The organism is Streptomyces sp. NPDC001617, from assembly GCF_053596855.1.
The window spans coordinates 1-19,161 of the sequence record NZ_JBSFHA010000080.1 but is presented as its reverse complement, the minus strand read 5'-3'; the positions used below and the strand labels follow the sequence as shown (position 1 = coordinate 19,161).

The window sequence follows — 19,161 nt, the reverse complement described above, 5'->3', positions numbered from 1 at the left end:
CGCATGTGAGACGGCACAGCGTTCTGGGATCGCTGCTGCTCGTGATGGCGGCCGGCGCCTTCACGGTAGGAGCGACAACGGTGACGAAAGCGACCCCGATCCCGCTCGACCGGGTGGTCCCGGCACCCGCGTCGGTGACGCCCGGGAAAGCCCCGTACCGCATCACCCGCGACACCACCATCCACATCGACGGACCGGGCGAGGCGCGCCGGGTCGGCGCGTACCTCGCCGACGTCCTGCGCCCGTCGACCGGCTACCGCCTGCCCTTGAGCACGCACGGCGAGGGGGGCATCCGACTCCGGCTGACGAAGGGCTCGTTCGGGGCGGAGGGCTATCGCCTGGACAGCGGACCCTCCGGCGTCACCCTCACCGCAGCCCACCCGGCCGGCCTCTTCCACGGCGTCCAGACCCTGCGCCAGCTCCTCCCGGCCGCCGTGGAGAAGGACTCGGTCCAGCCCGGGCCATGGCTGGTCGCGGGCGGCACGATCAAGGACAGCCCGCGGTACGGCTATCGGGGCGCGATGCTCGACGTGTCCCGGCACTTCTTCACGGTGGCCCAGGTCAAGCGCTACATCGACGAGTTGGCGCTGTACAAGATCAATGAGCTGCATCTGCACCTGAGTGACGACCAGGGCTGGCGCATCGCGATCGACTCCTGGCCGAGGCTCGCGACCTACGGCGGCTCGACGGAGGTGGGCGGCGGCCCCGGCGGCCACTACACCAAGGCCGACTACCGGGAGATCGTCCGGTACGCGGCCTCCCGCTATCTGGAGGTCGTCCCCGAGATCGACCTGCCCGGCCACACCAACGCGGCCCTCGCCTCGTACGCCGAGCTGAACTGCGACGGAGTGGCACCCCCGCTGTACACCGGCACCGACGTCGGCTTCAGCTCGCTGTGCGTGGGCAAGGACACCACGTACGACTTCGTGGACGACGTCATCCGCGAGCTGGCCGCGATCACGCCGGGGCGCTATCTCCACATCGGTGGCGACGAGGCGCACTCCACCAGCCACGAGGACTACGTGAAGTTCATGGACCGGGTGCAGCCGGTCGTCGCCAAGTACGGGAAGACGGTGGTCGGTTGGCACCAGCTGACCGGCGCGCATCCGGTGAAGGGGGCGATCGCGCAGTACTGGGGTCTGGACGACACCGACGCGGCCGAGAAGGCGCAGGTCGCGAGGGCGGCGCAGAACGGGACGGGACTGATCCTGTCGCCCGCCGACCGGCTCTACCTCGACATGAAGTACACCGAGGACACCAAGCTCGGGCAGGACTGGGCGGGGCTGGTCGAGGTGCGGCGATCGTACGACTGGGATCCGGGCAACTACCTCGCCGGAGCGCCGAGTTCGGCGATCAAGGGGGTCGAGGCGCCGCTGTGGACCGAGACCATCGTGACGAACGCCGACATCGACTCCATGGTGTTCCCGAGGCTGGCCGGCGCGGCTGAGCTCGGCTGGTCGCCGGCGGCCACGCACGACTGGGACCGCTACAAGGTACGGCTGGCGGCGCAGGGGCCGCGGTGGGACGCGCTGGGGATCGGGTACTACCGGTCGCCGCAGGTTCCGTGGCCGGCGAAGTAGGCCGAACACGCTGGACGGGCACCCCGGAGGACCGTACTCCGGGGTGCCCGTCCGCGTGATCAGAACCCCGCGACGGGATTGGTGAGGGTTCCGATCAGCTGGAGGGCGCCCGACGGGTCCGCCAGGTCGACCATCTGCCTGTTGTCGCGCAGCTGGAGCCGGTTGAGGCAGGACAGTGCGAACTCCGGGGCGAACATGTCGTACTGCCGGAATTTCTCGGCGAGTTCGGGAGTCGACGCCTGGTACTCGCGGGTGACCTCGGCGACCGTCCGCCAGAAGTCGTCCTCCTCCAGGATTCCCTCGCCGGCGAGGTTCGCGGCGAGGAAGCGGAAGAAGCAGTCGAAGACGTCCGTGAAGAGGGAGAGGAGCTTCTTCTCCTCGGGGACCTCCACGCGCAGCCGCTCGACCGTCGGCGGCAGCACCGCGTCCGGGTCCAGGACGGCGATCTCCTCGGCGATGTCCTTGTAGATCGCGCGCTGCACGACACCGTCCTTGAGGACGAGGATCACGTTCTCGCCGTGCGGCATGTAGACCAGGTCGTAGGCGTAGAAGCTGTGCAGGAGCGGGGTGTAGTACGCCCGGAGGTAGTGGCGGAGCCAGTCGGTGGGTGCCAGCCCGGACCGCTCGATCAGGGCGCCCGCGAAGGACGCGCCCTCGTGGTCGACATGGACGAGGGAGGCCATGGTGGCCAGGGACTCGCCGTCCTGGAGCGAGGACACCGGGCTCTCGCGCCACAGGGCCGCGAGCATCTTGCGGTACGGCGAGTAGCGGTCCGTCGCCTTCTCGTACTCCAGGTGCCGGTAGCCGACGGCCGCCCGCTCGCGGATGATCGACAGGCCCGTGGACTTCAACACCGGGTCGCCCTCGACGAGCCCGGCCAGCCAGTCGTTGATGGCGGGGGTCGCCTCCATGTACGCGGCCGAAAGTCCGCGCATGAAGCCCATGTTGAGGACGGACAGGGCCGTCTTCACGTAGTGCTTCTCGGGGTTGGACCTGTTGAAGAAGGTCCGGATGGACTGCTGGGCCAGGTACTCGTCGTCGCCCTCGCCGAGGCACACCAGGTTCCGGCGGGCGACCTCGGCGGCGAAGGTGACCGAGAGCTTGTTCCACCACTGCCAGGGGTGGACGGGGATGAGGAGATAGTCGTCCGGGTCGAGGCCCTGCTCGGAAAGTGTGTCGCGGAAACGGTTCAGCGTCCCACTTCCCAGCTCCTCCCTCAGGAAGGCCTCGTACTCGATCCCGGCACCCGCCGTGAACGCGGCGCGCGCCCTGTGCGCCGCCAGCCACACCAGCCGGACCGGGTTCGCGGTCTCGGGCGCGTACGACAGGTACTCGTGGATGCCGAAGCCGAGCCGGCCGTTGTTGGCGACGAAGCACGGGTGGCCCTCGGTCATGCCGGTCTCGATGGCCTGGAAGCCGCTGGTGACGAGCTCGGCGACCGGGATCTGCGGCTTGGTGAGCTTGTAGCAGATGCCGGAGAGGGTGGAGGAGATCTCCTCCAGATAGACCGGCAGGATCTCGTCGCTCAGACCGAGGGCGTTCTTCAACTCGATGAAGAAGTCCAGGGCGGCGAGCGGGAGTTCGGCGCCGTCGCGGTGGCGGGTGAGGGAGTCGGCGTCGACCTGCCAGTGGTCGAGGGCACGGCGGGTGGCCGTGAAGCGGTAGCGGGTGAGGCCGTCGTCGCTGCGGACGACATACCCCTCGCCCTGCTCCTCCGGCGTGATCAGCCGCTCGTGCGCGAACTCGGCGAGGGCCTTGCGGATCAGGAGGCGGTTGGCCTTCTCCCAGCGCTCGGGGGAGAGGTGGGACACGGCGTCGGCGAGGGTCATACCAGCGCCACCGCCGTCTCGAACTGCTCGCGGGTGCAGAAGCTCAGCAACGCCTTCTTCTCCGGCTTCTGGATCTCGCGCTCGGGCACGAATCCGACGGCTTCGTTCAGGGCGTGGACGGCCTTGTTGGAGACGTCCGGTTCGACGACGACACGGTCGACCGCCGGGTCCTCGAAGAGGTGGGCCATGACCGCGGTGATGACGGCCGTGGTGAAGCCGTGGACGGGCGTGTCGGTCGCCGGGGTGAGGAAGTGCATGCCGACGTCACCGGGCAACGGCTCGTAGAGGCCGACCAGTTCGCGGTGCGCGGGGTCGTACTTCTCCATCAGGAAGGCCGGTTCGCCGTTCTGCAGGCCGAGCAGCGCGTGGTGGTGTTCGTCGGCCGCGATGTCCATGTAGGCGCGCTCGACGTCCACCGGATCGGCGTCCTGCATCATCCAGAAGGCCGCCTTGGGGTGGGTGACCCAGGCGTGGAGGAGTGCGGCGTCCTTCAACGGGTCCAGTGGGCGGAAGGTGAAGGTCATACGGCGAACTCCTGGAATGCGATGGTCTTCTCGACCGGGTAGTACTCGGTGCCGAGCAGCTCGCGGATGATGCAGCTGTTGCGGTACGCGCCCATGCCCAGGTCGGGGCTGGTGATGCTGTGCGTGTGGACGCCGGCGTTCTGCAGGAAGACGCCGCGGCCGGTGGTGTCGATGGAGTAGTTGCGGGCGACGTCGAAGTTGCCCTGGGAGTCGTAGCGGAGGCGGTCCCTGACGGGGGTCAGGAACTCCGGCTCGGTGTACTGGTAGCCGGTGGCCAGGACCAGGCCCTGGGTCTCGATGTCGTAGTCCTTCTCCTGCTCCTCCTGACGGAAGGAGAGCGTGTACGTGCCGTCCTCCCAACGCGCGCCGCTGAGCGAGGAGTTGGTGAGCAGACGGGTGGGGACCGGGCCGCCGAGGTTCTTCTGGTAGAGCAGGTCGAAGATCTCGTTGACGAGGTCGCCGTCGATGCCCTTGAAGAGGCCCTTCTGCTGGGCGGTGAGGCGGTAGCGGGTGGCCTCCGGGAGCGCGCGGAAGTAGTCGATGTACTCGGGGCTCGTCATCTCCAGCGTGAGCTTGGTGTATTCGAGCGGGAAGAAGCGCGGGGAGCGGGTCACCCAGTTGAGCCGGTAGCCGTGGACGTCGATCTCGCCGAGGAGGTCGTAGTAGATCTCGGCAGCGGACTGGCCGGAGCCGACGATCGTGATCGACTCCTTTTGCTGGAGCTCCGATTTGTGCTGCATGTAGCGGGAGTTGTGGAAGAAGTCGCCGTCCAGGCCGCGGACCGCCTCCGGGTGGTGCGGGGAGGTGCCGGTGCCGAGGACGAGGTGGCGGGCGCGGTACACGTCGCCGGCCGCGGTCCTCACGGCGTACAGACCGTCCTCGTACGTCACCTCGCTCACCGTCGTGCTGAAGCGCACGCTGCTCAGCTTGTCCGCGGCCCAGCGGCAGTAGTCGTCGTACTCGACCCGGAGCGGGTAGAAGTTCTCGCGGATGTAGAACGAGTACAGCCGGCCCCGCTCCTTCAGGTAGTTGAGGAAGGAGTACGGCGAGGTCGGGTCGGCCAGGGTGACCAGGTCCGACATGAACGGGGTCTGGAGGTGGGCGCCGTCCAGGAACATGCCCGCGTGCCACTCGAAGTCCGGCTTGGACTCCAGGAAGACTCCGTCGAGTTCCTCGATGGGCTCGGTGAGACAGGCCAGGCCGAGGTTGAAGGGGCCGAGCCCGATGCCCACGAAGTCGTGAATCGCGGGAAAGGGGGACGGGTTTTCAGGACGCGCGGTCAAGGGACTCTCCCAGGTACTGCTCGGCGTGGCCGGCGATCAGGTCGAGGACGGCGGCGATGTCGTCGGTCGTCGTCTCGGGGTTGAGCAGGGTGAATTTCAGGTAGTGGCGGCCGCCCACCTTGGTGCCCGCGACCACCGCGTCGCCGGAGGCGAACAGGGCCTTGCGGGCGTGGAGGTTGGCGCGGTCGATCTCGGCCGGGTCGGTGACGGCGGCCGGGACGCAGCGGAAGACGAGGGTGGAGAGGGTGGGCTCGACGACCACGTCGAACCGGGGGTCGGCGGCCAGGAGCTTCCAGCCGTCCTGCGCCAACTCACAGACCTCGTCGAAGAGTTGACCGATGCCGTCGGCGCCCATGGTGCGCAGGGTCATCCACAGCTTGAGGGCGTCGAAGCGGCGGGTGGTCTGGAGGGACTTGTCGACCTGGTTGGGGATGCGTTCCTGGACCATGCGGCGCGGGTTGAGGTACTCGGCGTGGTAGGTGGCATGGTGCAGGGTGGACGCGTCCCGGACCAGCACCGCCGACGAACTCACGGGCTGGAAGAAGGACTTGTGGTAGTCGACGGTGACCGAGTCGGCGCGCTCGATGCCGTCGATGCGGTCCCGGTACTTCAGGGAGGCGAGCAGTCCGCAGCCGTAGGCCGCGTCGACGTGCATCCACGCCCCGAACTGGGCGCAGAGCTCGGCGATTTCGGGCAGCGGGTCGATCGAGCCGAAGTCGGTGGTGCCGGCGGTGGCGACGACGGCCATGGGGACCAGGCCGTCGCGGCGGCAGCGCTCCAGCTCGTGGGCGAGGGCGACGGTCTGCATGCGCTTGTCGGTGCCCACGGGGATCGACACGACGGAGTCCTGGCTCAGGCCGAGCAGTTTCGCCGACTTCCGCACGCTGAAGTGGCTGACCTCGGAGGCGAAGATGCGCAGTTTGGCGAGCGTGTCCGTCTTCGCCTCCTCCCTCGCCAGCAGCAGGGCCTGGAGGTTGGACTGGGTGCCGCCCGAGGTGAACACGCCGTCGGCGGCCGGGCCGAGGCCGATACGGGCCGTGGTCCAGTCGATGAGCTTGCGCTCGATCAGGGTGCCGCCGGCCGACTGGTCCCAGGTGTCGAGGGAGGAGTTGACGGCGGAGAGGACTGCCTCGCCGAGGACCGCCGGGATGACGACCGGGCAGTTGAGGTGGGCGAGGTAGCGGGGGTGGTGGAAGTAGATCGCGTCCCGGAGGTAGACGTCCTCCAGCTCGTCCAGCACGGCCGCGGTGTCCAGCAGCGGCTTGTCGAGGTCGATCGCGTCGATCGCGGGAGCGAGGGCGTCGACCGTGACGCCGGTGAACGGACTCTTGGTGGCGGCGAGTTTGGCGGCCACCCGCTCGACGCCTTCGGTCACGGAGCGGCGGTACTGCTCCGCGGTCGTGTCATTGAGCAGGTGCGAGCGCATCGTGGGGGTCCTCCGACCTGGGCTAATCAACTTAGGTAAGGCTAACCTGAGTTGATCGGGTGGAAACCTGCCTGTGCCGTGACGGTCATCACGTTTGACCTCAACTGCCGCTGTTCGACGGCGACTTGGCGGCTACTCGGCCGCGCGGAGCTGCTCCTCGGTCATGCCCTGACGCCAGTAGCCGACGAAGGTGACGCGACGACGGTCGATGCCGCGCTCGCCGACGAAATGCCGGCGCAGCTGCTTCACGCACCCGGACTCGCCGGCGATCCACACGTACGGCCGCTCGGCGAGCGGGAGTTGGGCGTCACGAAGCGCGTCGAGGGCCATGGGGGAGACCTCGACGCGGCTCGCGTCCCGGATCAGCCAGGTGATCTCGGCGTCGGCCTCGGTGGCGAGGTCCTGGATGTCCCCGGCGTCGTGCACCTCCAGCCAGACCCGGGCACGGGCGTCGGCGGGGAGGGACTCGAGGATCGCCGAGACGGCCGGGAGCGCGCTCTCGTCACCCCAGATCAGGGTGAGGTCCGCGTCCTTTGGCGGCCGGAACCGGATGCCCCGGTTGTCGGCGACGGCGGGCCCGAGCAACAGGACCCGGTCACCGGCGTTCGCGCGGACGGCCCAGGAGGATGCGGGCCCGGCCGGGGTGTGCAGGACGAAGTCGATGTCGATCTCGTCGGGATCGCGGCGCAGGCTCCGCAGGGTGTACGACCGCATCACCGCCCGTACGTCGTCGGGCAGTTCACGCCAGCCCTGCCACCAGCCGTCCCCGAGCTCGATCGGCACGACGGGTTCGGCCTGCCCGGGGTGCGGCACGAACAGCGACAGCGACTGGTCGCGTCCGTGGGAGAGGAACTGCGCGAGTTCCTCCCCGCCGAGGGTGACCCGGACGAGCGACGGGCCGAGCCGCCTCGTCCGTACGACCTGGAGGGAGAAGAAACGGAACGGGGCGGCTACGGCCGTAGTCATGTCAGCTGACCTTCTTCGCCTTCTCGATGGCCTCGGCGAGGCTGGTGAGCAGGGGGGTGCACTTGTCGTAGGAGAGGATCGGCTCGGGGTTGCGGGCGATGACCTGGCCCGCCTTCACCGCGGGGAGCTTCTTCCAGGTCGCCTCGGTGATGTCGGCGGGCTGGATGGCCGACGTGCGGTTGTCCATCATGATGATGTCCGCGTCGTACTTGTCGACGTTCTCCCAGCTCAGCGACTCGTACCAGCCGCCGCTCTTCGCCTTGGCCTGCTTCGAGGGTTCGACGAGGTTCACGCCGAGGGCCTTGAAGTACTCCAGGTCGACGGAGAGGTCGGAGCCGGAGACGTAGAACAGGTCCTGGCTCGCGGAACCGGCCAGCACCTTGATGTCCGGCTTGGCCTTGGTGGCCGCGCGCAGTCGGGCGGCGGCGTCCTCGAAGGCCTTCTTCGCCGTGGTGACCCTGCTCGAAGTGGTGTCCGCGCCAAGGGACTCGGCGAGCTCCAGCATCCGCTGCAGCGGCTCGGTGAGCTGACGGTCGTAGACGGAGATGCCGACGCTCGGGGCGCCGAGGGCGAGGATCTTCTTCTTCGACTCGTCCGGGACGTACCAGAGCGTGCCGGCGTCGTCGAACATCGTGGAGATCAGCACGCCCGGCGCGAGGGCCGCGTACTTCTCGATGTTGAACTGGCCCCACTCGTTGCCGAGGATCGTGAGCTTGCTGATGTCCATGTCGCCGGCCTGGACATCGGCCTTGCCGTCCTTGGTCTTCGTCGGACCGAAGACGCCCTTGGACACGATGCCGTAGTCGTACAGCGCGGCGGCGACACCGACGAACGCGACGATGTTCGAGGGGACCTTGTCGGCCTTCGCCGTCTCGCCGCGGTCGTCCTTGAAGGTCCAGGGGCCCGACTTGGCGGCGGCCGTCCCGTCGCCGGAGCCCCCGCTCTTCGCGTCGTCGTCCCCGCAGGCCGCGAGCACGGCCCCGAGGCCGAGGGCGCCGCCCGCGGCGAGGATGCCGCGTCGGGTGAGGTGGGTCGCTCTGGCGTTGGACATGGTGTGGCTGCTTTCGAACGGGGCGAAGCGCCCGCCGGACAAGTTCCAACGTAGGTTAGCCTAACCTCACTTTCTGTCCAGAGGGCAGGCGCGAGGGAAACGCCCTTGCCCATGGCCGAGAGCCGGCGCCTGGCTGATCACGGCCGTCGCCCGCCCGCCGGGGCGCTGCTCGGCCACCTGTACGGCGGCGATCTCGGAGGCACTGCCGGCGGGAATTCCTGGTGTCGAAGGGGCGGCTCACATGCCCTTTCCGGCGTCGAAGTTGCCCCGAAGGGCAGGGCCGGAAAACTCTGCCGCAGCGATGCAACCCACTCCACCGCCGGTTCGTATAGCCGGTCGACCGATTCGATTTCCGGCGACTTCCGGAAGGTGGAGGAAATCTATGGAGCACATCGTCAAACGGGCGGCCTTGGCTGCGACGACCACGTTGGCGTTAACGGCTTCACTGAGTGCCGTCTCCGCGACGAACGCGTTCGCGATCAACCAGGTCGACTGTGGCCGGAGCGACTTCGTGCAGGTCACCTACCATCAGGCCGGCCACGGCGACACCGACCTGTGCTTCGCCAACGCCGGAACCATTTCCCTGCCCGGCAACGCGTGGATCACCCGGATCTCGACCGGCAACAACCGCGTCCAGTGGTTCGGGGACGCGAGTTGGCAGCCCGCCGACGGCATCGACAAGTGGACCGTCATGACCTGGCCGAATCACCCCGGGGGCGTGAGCGCTTCCTGGATCCGCATTCTCTGAACCACCGGCGAAAGGCAGCGAATTCCCATGAAGCACATCATCAAGCGGGCGGCCCTGGCCGCCACGACGACCCTGGCGCTGACGGCCTCGCTGAGCGCGGTCAGTGCGCCGAGCGCGTTCGCGATCAACAACGTGCCGTGCGGCCGCAGCGACTTCCTGACGCTCACGGTCCACACGACCGACTCCGGCAACATCCCCTACGACTGGTGTCTCGCCAACGCCGGAACGTTCGACATGACGGGAGCCAACATGTGGCTCCACCGGATCTCGACCGGCAACAACCGCGTCCAGTGGTACGGCGACGGAAAGTGGCAGCCCGCCAATCCGATCGAGAAGAACACCGTCTACACCTTCCCGAGCTTCCCGGACGGGGTCCGTATGGACAAGATCAGGATCCTCTGAGCCCGCGGTGACACCGGGGACGGCGATCGCGCGTGATCGCCGTCCCCCTCGCTCCTAGCCCGCGAGCCCCAACTCGCGGGCGATCAGCATCCGTTGGACCTCGCTCGTGCCCTCGCCGATCTCCAGGATCTTGGAGTCGCGCCACATACGGGCCACCGGGTACTCGTTCATGAAGCCGTAGCCGCCGTGCACCTGGGTGGCGTCGCGGGCGTTGTCGACGGCGACCGTCGACGAGTACAGCTTCGCCAGGGCCGCCTCCTTCTTGAAGGGGGCGCCCGACACCAGCCGCGCCGCAGCGTCCCGCCAGGCCAGCCGGGCCGTGTGGGCCTTCATCTCCATGTCGGCGATCTTGAACTGGATGGCCTGGTTGGCGCCGATCGGCCGGCCGAAGGCGTGCCGTTCCTTCGCGTACTTCACCGACTCGTCGACGCAGCCCTGCGCGAGGCCCGTCGCGAGCGCCGCGATGGCGATACGGCCCTCGTCGAGGATGCGCAGGAACTGGGCGTACCCGCGGCCCCGTTCACCCAGCAGGTTGGCCGCCGGGACCCGGACGTCGGAGAAGGACAGCTCGCGGGTGTCGGAGGCGTTCCAGCCGACCTTCGAGTACGGGGCCGCGACCGTGAAGCCGGGGGTGCCGGACGGGACGATGATCGAGGAGATCAGCGGTGTGCCGTCGGCCTTGCGGCCGGTGACCGCCGTGACCGTCACCAACCCCGTGATGTCCGTACCGGAGTTGGTGATGAAGCACTTGGTGCCGTTGATCACCCACTCGTCCGTGGACTCGTCCAGGCGGGCCGTCGTACGGGTGGCTCCCGCGTCACTGCCGCCGTCGGGTTCCGTGAGACCGAAGGCGCCGAGGATCTCGCCGGAGCAGAGGCGGGGGAGCCACTCCTGCTTCTGGGCATCCGTGCCGAAGAGGTGGATCGGCATCGCGCCCAGGGAGACGCCCGCTTCGAGTGTGATCGCCACCGACGAGTCCACGCGGGCCAGCTCCTCCAGCGCCACGCCCAGCGCCAGATAGTCGCCGCCCATACCGCCGTACTCCTCCGGGAACGGCAGCCCGAACAGGCCCATCCTGCCCATCTCGCGGACGATCTCGTAGGGGAACTCATGGTGCTCGTAGAACTCGCCGATCTTCGGCGCCACCACGTCGTGCGCGAACTCCTCGACGGTGCGCCGGAGTTCCTCCAGCTCGGGGGAGAGTCGGTAGTCCATGGCTGATCACTGCTCCTGGTGGGAGAGGGCTCGGACGGTGCGGGACGGGCTGGGTCGGCCCAGTTGGTCGGCCATCCACACGCTCGTGGCGACGAGGCGGCCGAGGTCGACTCCGGTGTCGATGCCGAGACCCTGGAGCATCCACACGAGGTCTTCGGTGGCGAGATTGCCGGTGGCGGACTTGGCGAACGGGCAGCCGCCGAGCCCGCCGGCGGAGGCGTCGACCGTGGTGACGCCGTGCTGAAGGGCGGCCAGGGTGTTGGCGAGGGCCTGGCCGTAGGTGTCGTGGAAGTGGACGCCCACCTTCTCGACGGGGACGTCCAGTTCGGTCAGCAGGGCCCGTACATGACCCGGCGTCGCCACCCCGATCGTGTCGCCCAGGCTCAGCTCGTCGCAGCCCATGTCCAGCAGGGCCCTGCAGACCCGGACCACCTGGGGGATCGGGACCGCTCCCTCCCACGGGTCGCCGAAGCACATCGACAGATAGCCCCGGACATGCCCGTCTGCCGCCTTCACCCGGCCGACCACCGGCTCGAACATCGCGAGCGCCTCGTCCACCGTGCGGTTGAGGTTGGCCTTCGCGAAGGACTCCGTGGCACTGGCGAAGACGGCGACGCGGGAGGCGCCCAGGGCGAGCGCGCGGTCCAGGCCGCGCTCGTTGGGCACGAGCACCGGCAGGTCCACCGGAAGGCCGACGATCTGCGGGAACAGCTGCTCGGCGTCGGCGAGTTGAGGCACCCACTTCGGGTGTACGAAGCTCGTCGCCTCGATCGTCGTCAGCCCCGCGTCGGCCAGGCGGCGCACGAACTCCGCCTTGATCTCCGTCGGCACGGTCGTCTTCTCGTTCTGGAGTCCGTCGCGTGCGCCCACCTCGTGGATGCGGACGCGGGCCGGCAGACCGTCGGCCGGCACGACCATGGGCAGCGTCATTTCTCCTCCACGGAGTTCTCCACCGGGGTGATGACCGCGAGCACCTGGTCCATGGCGACCGTCGTGCCCGGCGTGACGTCCAGTTCGGCGACCGTGCCGGCGTGCGGGGCGGAGATGACGTGCTCCATCTTCATCGCCTCGACGACCAGCAGACTCTGTCCGGCGGCCACCTCGTCACCGACGGCGACCTTCACCACGGTGACCGTCCCGGGCATGGGCGCGGTGAGGGAGTCGGCCCCCGCATGCCCCGCGCGCGTGAGGGACGCGGCGACGGGGTCGTGGTCCCGCACCTGCCAGGCGTCGCCGTCGCGGCCCACCCAGTCGCCGGCGCGGTGGAAGGTGTGCCGGACGCCGTCCAGGGTGACGGAGACGGTGTCGTCGGTGACGGTGCGGGTGCCGCGCGGCACGTACTCCACGGGGTCCTGCACCCGCAGGTGGAACCCGACCGGCCTGGGAACACCGCCCAGCCTCCAGCCGCTCGGCACCGAGAAGGGGTCGGTCCACCCCTCGCCCCGAGGCCGCAGCGCCTCCAGCCGTACGGCCGCCGCCGCCTCGTACACCTCCTCCGGGACCTCGGCCGACACCAGCGAGTCGACCTCGCGCTCGACCAGCCCCGTGTCCAACGCGCCCGCCACCACCGCCGGATGCGCCAGCAGCCGGCGCAGGAACCCCGCGTTGGTCTGCACGCCCAGCGTCACCGTCTCCGCGAGGGCGGCCCGCAGCTTCCGGATCGCCGTCGCCCGGTCCGGTCCGTACGCGATCACCTTGGACAGCATCGGGTCGTACAGCGAGCCGACCTCCGTGCCCTCACTGAGCCCGGAGTCGGTGCGGACGCCGTCGCCCTCGGGCTCGTGCAGCCGCAGCACCGTGCCGCCGGAGGGGAGGAACCCGCGGGCCGGGTCCTCCGCACACACGCGTGCCTCGATCGCGTGTCCGGTGAGCGTGATGTCGTCCTGCCCGAACGGCAGTTGCTCGCCCGCGGCCACCCGCAGCTGCCACTCCACCAGGTCCAGGCCCGTGATCAGCTCGGTCACCGGGTGCTCGACCTGCAGCCGGGTGTTCATCTCCATGAAGTAGTACGAGGACGGGTCGTTGCCCGGCACGATGAACTCCACCGTGCCCGCGCCCCGGTATCCGCACGACCGCGCCGCCTGCACCGCGGCCTCGCCCATCGCGGCCCGCGTCTCCTCGTCGAGAAGCACGCTCGGTGCCTCCTCGATGATCTTCTGGTGCCGACGCTGGAGCGAGCACTCACGCTCGCCCAGATGCACCACGTGCCCGTGGCCGTCGGCCAGCACCTGGATCTCGATGTGCCGGGGCCGGTCCACCCACCGCTCGACGAGAAGCGTGTCGTCGCCGAAGGAGGCGCGGGCCTCGCGGCGGGCGGCGGCGATCTCGTCGGCCAGCACGGCGGCGTCCCGCACCAGCCGCATGCCCTTGCCGCCACCGCCCGCCGACGGCTTGAGCAGCACCGGCATCCCGATCTCCCGGGCGGCATCGGAGAGTTGGGCGTCGGAGAGCCCGCTGCCGGTGGACCCGGGCACGACCGGCACCCCGGCCGCCCGCACCGTCTCCTTGGCCCGGATCTTGTCGCCCATGAGGGAGATGGCCTCTGCCGGAGGCCCGATGAACACCAGCCCGGCGTCGGCGCACGCGCGCGCGAAGTCGGCGTTCTCCGCGAGGAAGCCGTACCCGGGGTGCACGGCCTGCGCACCCGCACGGGCCGCCGCCTCCAGCAGCCGCTTCACGGACAGATAGCTCTCGGCCGCCGGCGCCGGACCGATCCGGACCGCCGTGTCGGCCTCCCGCACATGCCGTGCGTCCGCGTCGGCGTCGGAGAAGACGGCGACGGAGCGCACACCCATCGACCGCAGCGTACGGATCACGCGGACCGCGATCTCGCCCCGGTTGGCCACAAGCACTGTGTCGAACACAAGTCCCCTCCTCACATCCGGAAGACGCCGAACTGGGGCTCACCCAGCGGCGCGTTGGCACAGGCGGTCAGGGCGAGGCCCAGCACCTGACGGGTCTCCAGCGGGTCGATGACGCCGTCGTCCCAGAGGCGGGCGGTGGCGTAGTAGGCGCTGCCCTGGCGCTCGTACTGCTGCCGGATCGGCGCCTTGAACGCCTCTTCCTCGTCGGCGGGCCACTCCTCGCCGCGCGCCTCCAGCTGGTCCCGCTTGACGGTCGCGAGGACGGACGCGGCCTGCTCGCCGCCCATCACGGAGATCTTGGCGCCGGGCCACATCCACAGGAAGCGGGGGGAGTAGGCCCGGCCGCACATCGAGTAGTTGCCTGCGCCGTACGAGCCGCCGACGACGACCGTCAGCTTCGGCACGCGCGTGCACGCCACCGCCGTCACCATCTTGGCGCCGTGCTTGGCGATGCCGCCCGCCTCGTAGTCCTTGCCGACCATGAACCCGGAGATGTTCTGCAGGAACACCAGCGGAATCCCGCGCTGGTCGCACAACTCGATGAAGTGGGCGCCCTTCTGGGCCGACTCGGAGAAGAGGATGCCGTTGTTGGCGACGATCCCGACCGGGTGACCGTGGACGCGGGCGAACCCGGTGACCAGGGTCTGCCCGAACTCGCTCTTGAACTCGGAGAAGCGCGACCCGTCGACCACGCGCGCGATGATCTCCCGTACGTCATAGGGGGTACGGGAGTCGACGGGGACGGCGCCGTAGAGACCGTAGGGATCGACCTTCGGCTCCGTGATGGACGTGACCTCCCAGGGCAGGGCCCCGCGCGCGGGAAGCGTCGCCGCGATGTTCCGTACGATCCGCAGCGCGTGCGCGTCGTCCTCCGCGAGGTGGTCGGTCACGCCCGACACACGCGCGTGGACGTCACCACCGCCCAGCTCCTCGGCGGTGACCACCTCACCGGTGGCCGCCTTCACCAGGGGAGGCCCGCCCAGGAAGATGGTCCCCTGGTTGCGGACGATGACCGCCTCGTCGCTCATGGCCGGGACGTACGCCCCGCCGGCCGTGCACGACCCGAGGACGGCGGCGATCTGCGGGATACCGGCGCCCGACATCCGCGCCTGGTTGTAGAAGATCCGCCCGAAGTGCTCCCGGTCCGGGAAGACCTCGTCCTGCATGGGCAGGAAGGCGCCCCCGGAGTCGACCAGGTAGATGCACGGCAGCCGGTTGTCGAGGGCCACCTCCTGGGCGCGCAGATGCTTCTTCACCGTCATCGGGTAGTACGTGCCGCCCTTGACGGTCGCGTCATTGGCGACGACCACGCACTCGCGCCCGCTCACCCGCCCGATCCCGGCGATCACCCCGGCGGCCGGGGCGGCGCCGTCGTACATCCCGTCGGCGGCGAGGGGAGCCAGCTCCAGAAACGGCGAGCCCGGGTCGAGCAGGGCGTCCACCCGGTCCCTCGGCAGCAGCTTCCCGCGCGCGGTGTGCCTGGCCCGCGCCTTCTCGCCGCCGCCGAGCCGGGCCGCGGCCAGCTTGCCGCGCAGCTCCTCGGCGAGCGCCCGGTGCGCCGCCTCGTTGGCCCGCCAGGCCTCCGACGCGGGGTCTGCCGCGCTCGTCAGCTCCGGTGCCTCGTGCATCCTGCGGTCCCCTCACCCAGTGGTCGACTGTTAATGAGCGTTAACCATTTCCTTCAGGTTAACGACCGCTAACCTCCCTGTCTAGAATTGCTTCCATGGCCACCAGAACCGACGCCCCCACCCGCCGCGAGCAGATCCTCAAGGAGGCCGCGCGGCTGTTCGCCGAGCGCGGGTTCCACGGGGTCGGAGTCGACGAGATAGGTGCCGCGGTCGGCATCAGCGGCCCGGGCCTGTACCGCCACTTCGCGGGCAAGGACGCGATGCTCGCCGAGCTGCTCGTCGGTATCAGCGGCCAGCTGCTGACCGGCGCCAAGCGGCGGCTGGCCGAGGCGGACGGCACGCTCCCCGAGGCGGTCCTCGACTCGCTCATCGAGGGCCATATCGACTTCGCGCTCGACGACCGCCCCCTGATCACCCTGCACGACCGCGAGCTGGACCGCCTCCGCGACAGCGACCGCAAGCTGGTCCGCCAACTGCAGCGGCAGTACGTCGAGCTGTGGGTGGGGGCCCTTCGCGAGGTCTACCCGGGACTGGCCGAACCCGCCGCCCGTTCCGCCGTCCACTCCGTCTTCGGCCTCCTGAACTCCACCCCGCATCTGGGCCGCCCCGGCTCCCTCCCCGGCCGCGGCACCACGGCGGAACTGCTGCACCGGATGGCGCGGGGCGCCTTCGAAGCGGCCGGGGCGGAGTGACGAGCGTTACGGGATCACCTCTGGACGCCTCTCGCTACCCGCCGGTACCTTGATGTTCTGAGCAAGCGCTTAGACACGTACCTGGAGGTGGCGGCGGTGCGCCGTACTGTGTTCAACGAGGACCACGAGGCGTTCCGGGAGACCCTGCGGGCCTTCATCGAGGCCGAGGTCGTCCCGGTCTACGACGAGTGGTTCGCGGCCGGCCAGGCGCCGCGCGAGTTCTACTACAAGCTCGCCGAGCTGGGCCTCTTCGGTATCAACGTCGACGAGGAGTACGGCGGCGCCGGCATCGACTCGTACAAGTTCGAGGCCGTGATGTACGAGGAGACCGCCCGCGCGGGCGTCCACTTCGGCGGCTCCGGCGTGCATGTGCTGCTCGGACTGCCGTACATCAAGATGCTCGCCACCGACGAGCAGAAGAAGCGGTTCCTGCCGAAGTTCGTCTCCGCCGAGGAGATGTGGGCCCTCGCGATGACCGAGCCGGGCACCGGCTCCGACCTCGCGGGCATGAAGACCACCGCCAAGCTGAGCGAGGACGGCACGCACTACGTCCTCAACGGCTCCAAGACCTTCATCACCGGTGGCGTGCACGCCGACCGTGTGATCGTCTGCGCCCGCACCTCCGCGCCCACCGCCGAGGACCGCCGCCACGGCATCTCCCTCTTCGCCGTGGACACCAAGTCCGAGGGCTACTCCATCGGCCGCAAGCTCGACAAGCTCGGCCTGCGCACCTCCGACACCGCCGAGCTGGCGTTCGTCGACGTCAAGGTGCCCGTCGAGGACCTGCTCGGCGAGGAGAACAAGGGCTTCTACTACCTCGGCCACAACCTGGCGTCCGAGCGCTGGGGCATCGCCTTCGGCGCCTACGCGCAGGCCAAGGCCGCCGTCCGGTTCGCCCAGCAGTACGTCCAGGAGCGCACCGTCTTCGGCAAGCCGGTCGCCTCCTTCCAGAACACCAAGTTCGAGCTGGCCGCCTGCAAGGCCGAGGTGGACGCGGCCGAGGCCGTCGTCGACCGCGCCCTGGAGGCCCTGGACGCGGGCGAGCTGACCCCCGCCGAGGCCGCCAGCGCCAAGCTGTTCGCCACCGAGGTCGCCCACCGCGTCATCGACCGCTGCCTCCAGCTGCACGGCGGCTACGGCTTCATGAACGAGTACCCGATCGCCCGCCTGTACGCGGACAACCGCGTCAACCGCATCTACGGCGGCACCAGCGAGATCATGAAGACGATCATCGCCAAGGACATGGGTCTGTAAGCCGCCCGAAATTACTGGCCGGTACAACTAGACGTCATGAGCCAGGCACTACAGGGTCTCCTCGATCTGCTCGACCTGGAGCAGATCGAGGAGAACATCTTCCGCGGCCAGTCCCGCTCCGCCGTCGTCCCGCGCGTGTTCGGCGGTCAGGTCGCGGCGCAGGCGCTCGTCGCCGCCGGGCGTACGGTCCCCGAGGACCGGCACGCCCACTCCCTCCACGCGTACTTCCTGCGCACCGGCGACCCCGGCGCGCCCATCGTCTACACCGTCGACCGTATGAACGACGGCCGCTCCTTCACGGCGCGCCGGGTCATCGCGGTCCAGCACGGACAGCCGATCTTCGCCCTCTCCGCGTCCTTCCAGCGCCACGAGGAGGGCTTCGAGCACCAGGCCCCCATGCCGTCGGCCCCGGACCCGGCCACCCTCCCCACCTCCGAGGAGCGGCTGCGCGGCTACGACCACCTGGACCCCAAGGTCGTCGAGAGGTTCCTGGAGGCGCGCGAGTCGATCGACCTGCGCTATGCCGACGAGCCCCCGTACGGAAAGTTCGGCGAGCCGCGCGAACCGCACTCCCAGGTCTGGTTCCGCACCAACGGCAAGCTCGAAGGCGCCGTCGACGAACCCCTGCTGCACGTCGTCCTCGCGACCTACGTCTCCGACATGACCCTCCTCGACTCGATCCTCCTCGCGCACGGGCGCGGCGGCTGGGCGGTCGGGGATGTCGTAGGAGCCTCGCTCGACCACGCGATGTGGTTCCACCGCCCCTTCCGCGCCGACGAATGGCTCCTGTACGACCAGGAGTCGCCGTCGGCACACGGGGGCCGTGGACTCGGTCAGGCCCGGATCTACACCCAGGACGGGCAGCTGGCCATCTCGGTCGTCCAGGAAGGCGTGGTCCGCGCTCCCCGCTGACCCCGAGGATGGGGACATGACAGAGACGTGGAACTGGCGGGGCGGGCGGATCCGGGACGCGTTCCTCTCGGCGGCGGACATCGCCGTCGAGCTGCTGGCCGAGCCCGCCGTGGCGGCGGCCTGGGACGGGCCGGGTGTGCTCCAGGACTTCGGCGTGCGGGGGCTCGCGGGGCATCTGTTCTGGCCCGAGCTGGCGCTTCCCGGGATGCTCGCCGACCCGCTCCCCTCCGAAGCGGTCATCCCCCTGCGGACGTACTACCTGGAGAAGGTCATCTGGTTGGACGCCGGAGCCGACGCACCCGTGAGCGCCCGTATCCGTCAGGGCGGCGAGGCCACGGCCGCGGACGGCCATGCGGCACTGCACGCGCGCGTGCGCCAGGCGCTCGACCGGCTCCGGAAGGCCGTCCCGGCCGCTCCCGCCGTACGCCCGGTGCACATCTCCACCTGGGGCGACTGGTCCCTGGAACTCGACGACTTCCTGCTCACCCGGCTGATGGAACTCGTCGTCCACGCCGACGACCTGGCGTGCAGCGTGGGCCTGCCGACGCCGGAGTTCCCGGAGGAGGTGACCGCCCCGGTGGTCGAGCTACTGGCCCGGCTGGCGGTCCGGCGCCACGGCACGGTCGACGTCATCCGGGGACTCGCCCGCGCCGAGCGCGCCCCCGCGTCGATCGCCGGGATCTAGCCGCGGCTAGGGGGTGTCCGGCGGATCAGCTCGGCGTCTCGGGGGGCCTGGCACGCGCTCCCCCACTGCCTTGATGGCGTGGGGGGACCCCCAGCCGCGTTG

17 protein-coding genes are annotated in these 19,161 nt (G+C 69.6%); 7 read left to right on the top strand and 10 right to left on the bottom strand.

Going from position 1 to position 19,161, the window contains the following annotated elements; all coding sequences use genetic code 11:
* Positions 1-44 precede the first annotated feature (44 nt).
* Complete coding sequence (locus tag ACWC09_RS40535; RefSeq protein WP_450856109.1) at positions 45-1,580, top strand: beta-N-acetylhexosaminidase; 1,536 nt, start codon at positions 45-47, stop codon at positions 1,578-1,580.
* 59 nt (positions 1,581-1,639) lie between these two features.
* On the opposite strand, the gene ACWC09_RS40530 is transcribed toward ACWC09_RS40535, so the two are convergent.
* From ACWC09_RS40530 to ACWC09_RS40505, 6 genes are all read right to left on the bottom strand, one after another.
* Positions 1,640-3,409, bottom strand: a complete 1,770-nt coding sequence (locus ACWC09_RS40530) for an IucA/IucC family protein (RefSeq protein WP_450856077.1) — start codon at positions 3,407-3,409, stop codon at positions 1,640-1,642.
* Complete coding sequence (locus tag ACWC09_RS40525; RefSeq protein ID WP_450856076.1) at positions 3,406-3,933, bottom strand: GNAT family N-acetyltransferase; 528 nt, start codon at positions 3,931-3,933, stop codon at positions 3,406-3,408. The genes ACWC09_RS40530 and ACWC09_RS40525 overlap by 4 nt, the downstream gene beginning before the upstream one ends.
* Positions 3,930-5,216, bottom strand: a complete 1,287-nt coding sequence (locus ACWC09_RS40520) for a lysine N(6)-hydroxylase/L-ornithine N(5)-oxygenase family protein (protein ID WP_450856075.1) — start codon at positions 5,214-5,216, stop codon at positions 3,930-3,932. Before ACWC09_RS40520 ends, ACWC09_RS40525 begins: the two co-directional genes overlap by 4 nt.
* Positions 5,200-6,642: a lysine decarboxylase DesA gene (gene desA / locus ACWC09_RS40515; RefSeq protein WP_450856074.1), complete on the bottom strand. Its 1,443-nt coding sequence runs from the start codon at positions 6,640-6,642 to the stop codon at positions 5,200-5,202. The genes ACWC09_RS40520 and desA overlap by 17 nt, the downstream gene beginning before the upstream one ends.
* A gap of 132 nt (positions 6,643-6,774) precedes the next feature.
* Positions 6,775-7,608 (bottom strand): siderophore-interacting protein, encoded by an 834-nt coding sequence (locus ACWC09_RS40510; RefSeq protein ID WP_450856073.1) that lies wholly within the window; start codon positions 7,606-7,608, stop codon positions 6,775-6,777.
* A 1-nt stretch (position 7,609) separates the two neighbouring features.
* Positions 7,610-8,659 carry an ABC transporter substrate-binding protein gene (locus ACWC09_RS40505; protein ID WP_450856072.1) on the bottom strand — a complete coding sequence of 350 codons (1,050 nt, stop codon included), beginning with the start codon at positions 8,657-8,659 and terminating at the stop codon, positions 7,610-7,612.
* 382 nt (positions 8,660-9,041) lie between these two features.
* On the opposite strand from ACWC09_RS40505, the gene ACWC09_RS40500 reads away from it, so the two are divergent.
* Both ACWC09_RS40500 and ACWC09_RS40495 read left to right on the top strand, forming a co-directional pair.
* Positions 9,042-9,407, top strand: coding sequence for a beta/gamma crystallin domain-containing protein (locus tag ACWC09_RS40500; protein WP_450856071.1), 366 nt, complete (start codon positions 9,042-9,044; stop codon positions 9,405-9,407).
* Between the two features lie 27 nt (positions 9,408-9,434).
* Positions 9,435-9,809: a beta/gamma crystallin domain-containing protein gene (locus tag ACWC09_RS40495; RefSeq protein ID WP_450856070.1), complete on the top strand. Its 375-nt coding sequence runs from the start codon at positions 9,435-9,437 to the stop codon at positions 9,807-9,809.
* A 54-nt stretch (positions 9,810-9,863) separates the two neighbouring features.
* Here the strand turns inward: ACWC09_RS40495 and ACWC09_RS40490 are convergent, their stop codons facing one another.
* Genes ACWC09_RS40490 through ACWC09_RS40475 form a run of 4 tightly spaced genes read right to left on the bottom strand, consistent with a single transcriptional unit; the run spans position 9,864 to position 15,516 of the window.
* On the bottom strand, positions 9,864-11,024 hold the full coding sequence (locus ACWC09_RS40490) for an acyl-CoA dehydrogenase family protein (protein ID WP_450856069.1): 1,161 nt from the start codon (positions 11,022-11,024) through the stop codon (positions 9,864-9,866).
* Between the two features lie 6 nt (positions 11,025-11,030).
* Positions 11,031-11,954: a hydroxymethylglutaryl-CoA lyase gene (locus tag ACWC09_RS40485; RefSeq protein ID WP_450856068.1), complete on the bottom strand. Its 924-nt coding sequence runs from the start codon at positions 11,952-11,954 to the stop codon at positions 11,031-11,033.
* Complete coding sequence (locus ACWC09_RS40480) at positions 11,951-13,888, bottom strand: acetyl/propionyl/methylcrotonyl-CoA carboxylase subunit alpha (RefSeq protein ID WP_450856067.1); 1,938 nt, start codon at positions 13,886-13,888, stop codon at positions 11,951-11,953. The genes ACWC09_RS40485 and ACWC09_RS40480 overlap by 4 nt, the downstream gene beginning before the upstream one ends.
* A gap of 11 nt (positions 13,889-13,899) precedes the next feature.
* On the bottom strand, positions 13,900-15,516 hold the full coding sequence (locus ACWC09_RS40475) for a carboxyl transferase domain-containing protein (protein WP_450856066.1): 1,617 nt from the start codon (positions 15,514-15,516) through the stop codon (positions 13,900-13,902).
* A 95-nt stretch (positions 15,517-15,611) separates the two neighbouring features.
* Here ACWC09_RS40475 and ACWC09_RS40470 point away from each other — a divergent pair, with 95 nt between their 5' ends.
* The 4 genes from ACWC09_RS40470 (at position 15,612) to ACWC09_RS40455 (ending at position 19,059) form a co-directional block, all read left to right on the top strand.
* A complete protein-coding gene (locus ACWC09_RS40470; protein ID WP_450856065.1) occupies positions 15,612-16,208 on the top strand; it encodes an SACE_7040 family transcriptional regulator in 597 nt (198 codons plus the stop codon).
* 96 nt (positions 16,209-16,304) lie between these two features.
* A complete protein-coding gene (locus ACWC09_RS40465; RefSeq protein ID WP_450856064.1) occupies positions 16,305-17,462 on the top strand; it encodes an acyl-CoA dehydrogenase family protein in 1,158 nt (385 codons plus the stop codon).
* A gap of 36 nt (positions 17,463-17,498) precedes the next feature.
* On the top strand, positions 17,499-18,374 hold the full coding sequence (locus ACWC09_RS40460) for an acyl-CoA thioesterase (RefSeq protein WP_450856063.1): 876 nt from the start codon (positions 17,499-17,501) through the stop codon (positions 18,372-18,374).
* A 16-nt stretch (positions 18,375-18,390) separates the two neighbouring features.
* Positions 18,391-19,059, top strand: coding sequence for a maleylpyruvate isomerase N-terminal domain-containing protein (locus ACWC09_RS40455; RefSeq protein ID WP_450856062.1), 669 nt, complete (start codon positions 18,391-18,393; stop codon positions 19,057-19,059).
* Positions 19,060-19,161: the final 102 nt, after the last annotated feature.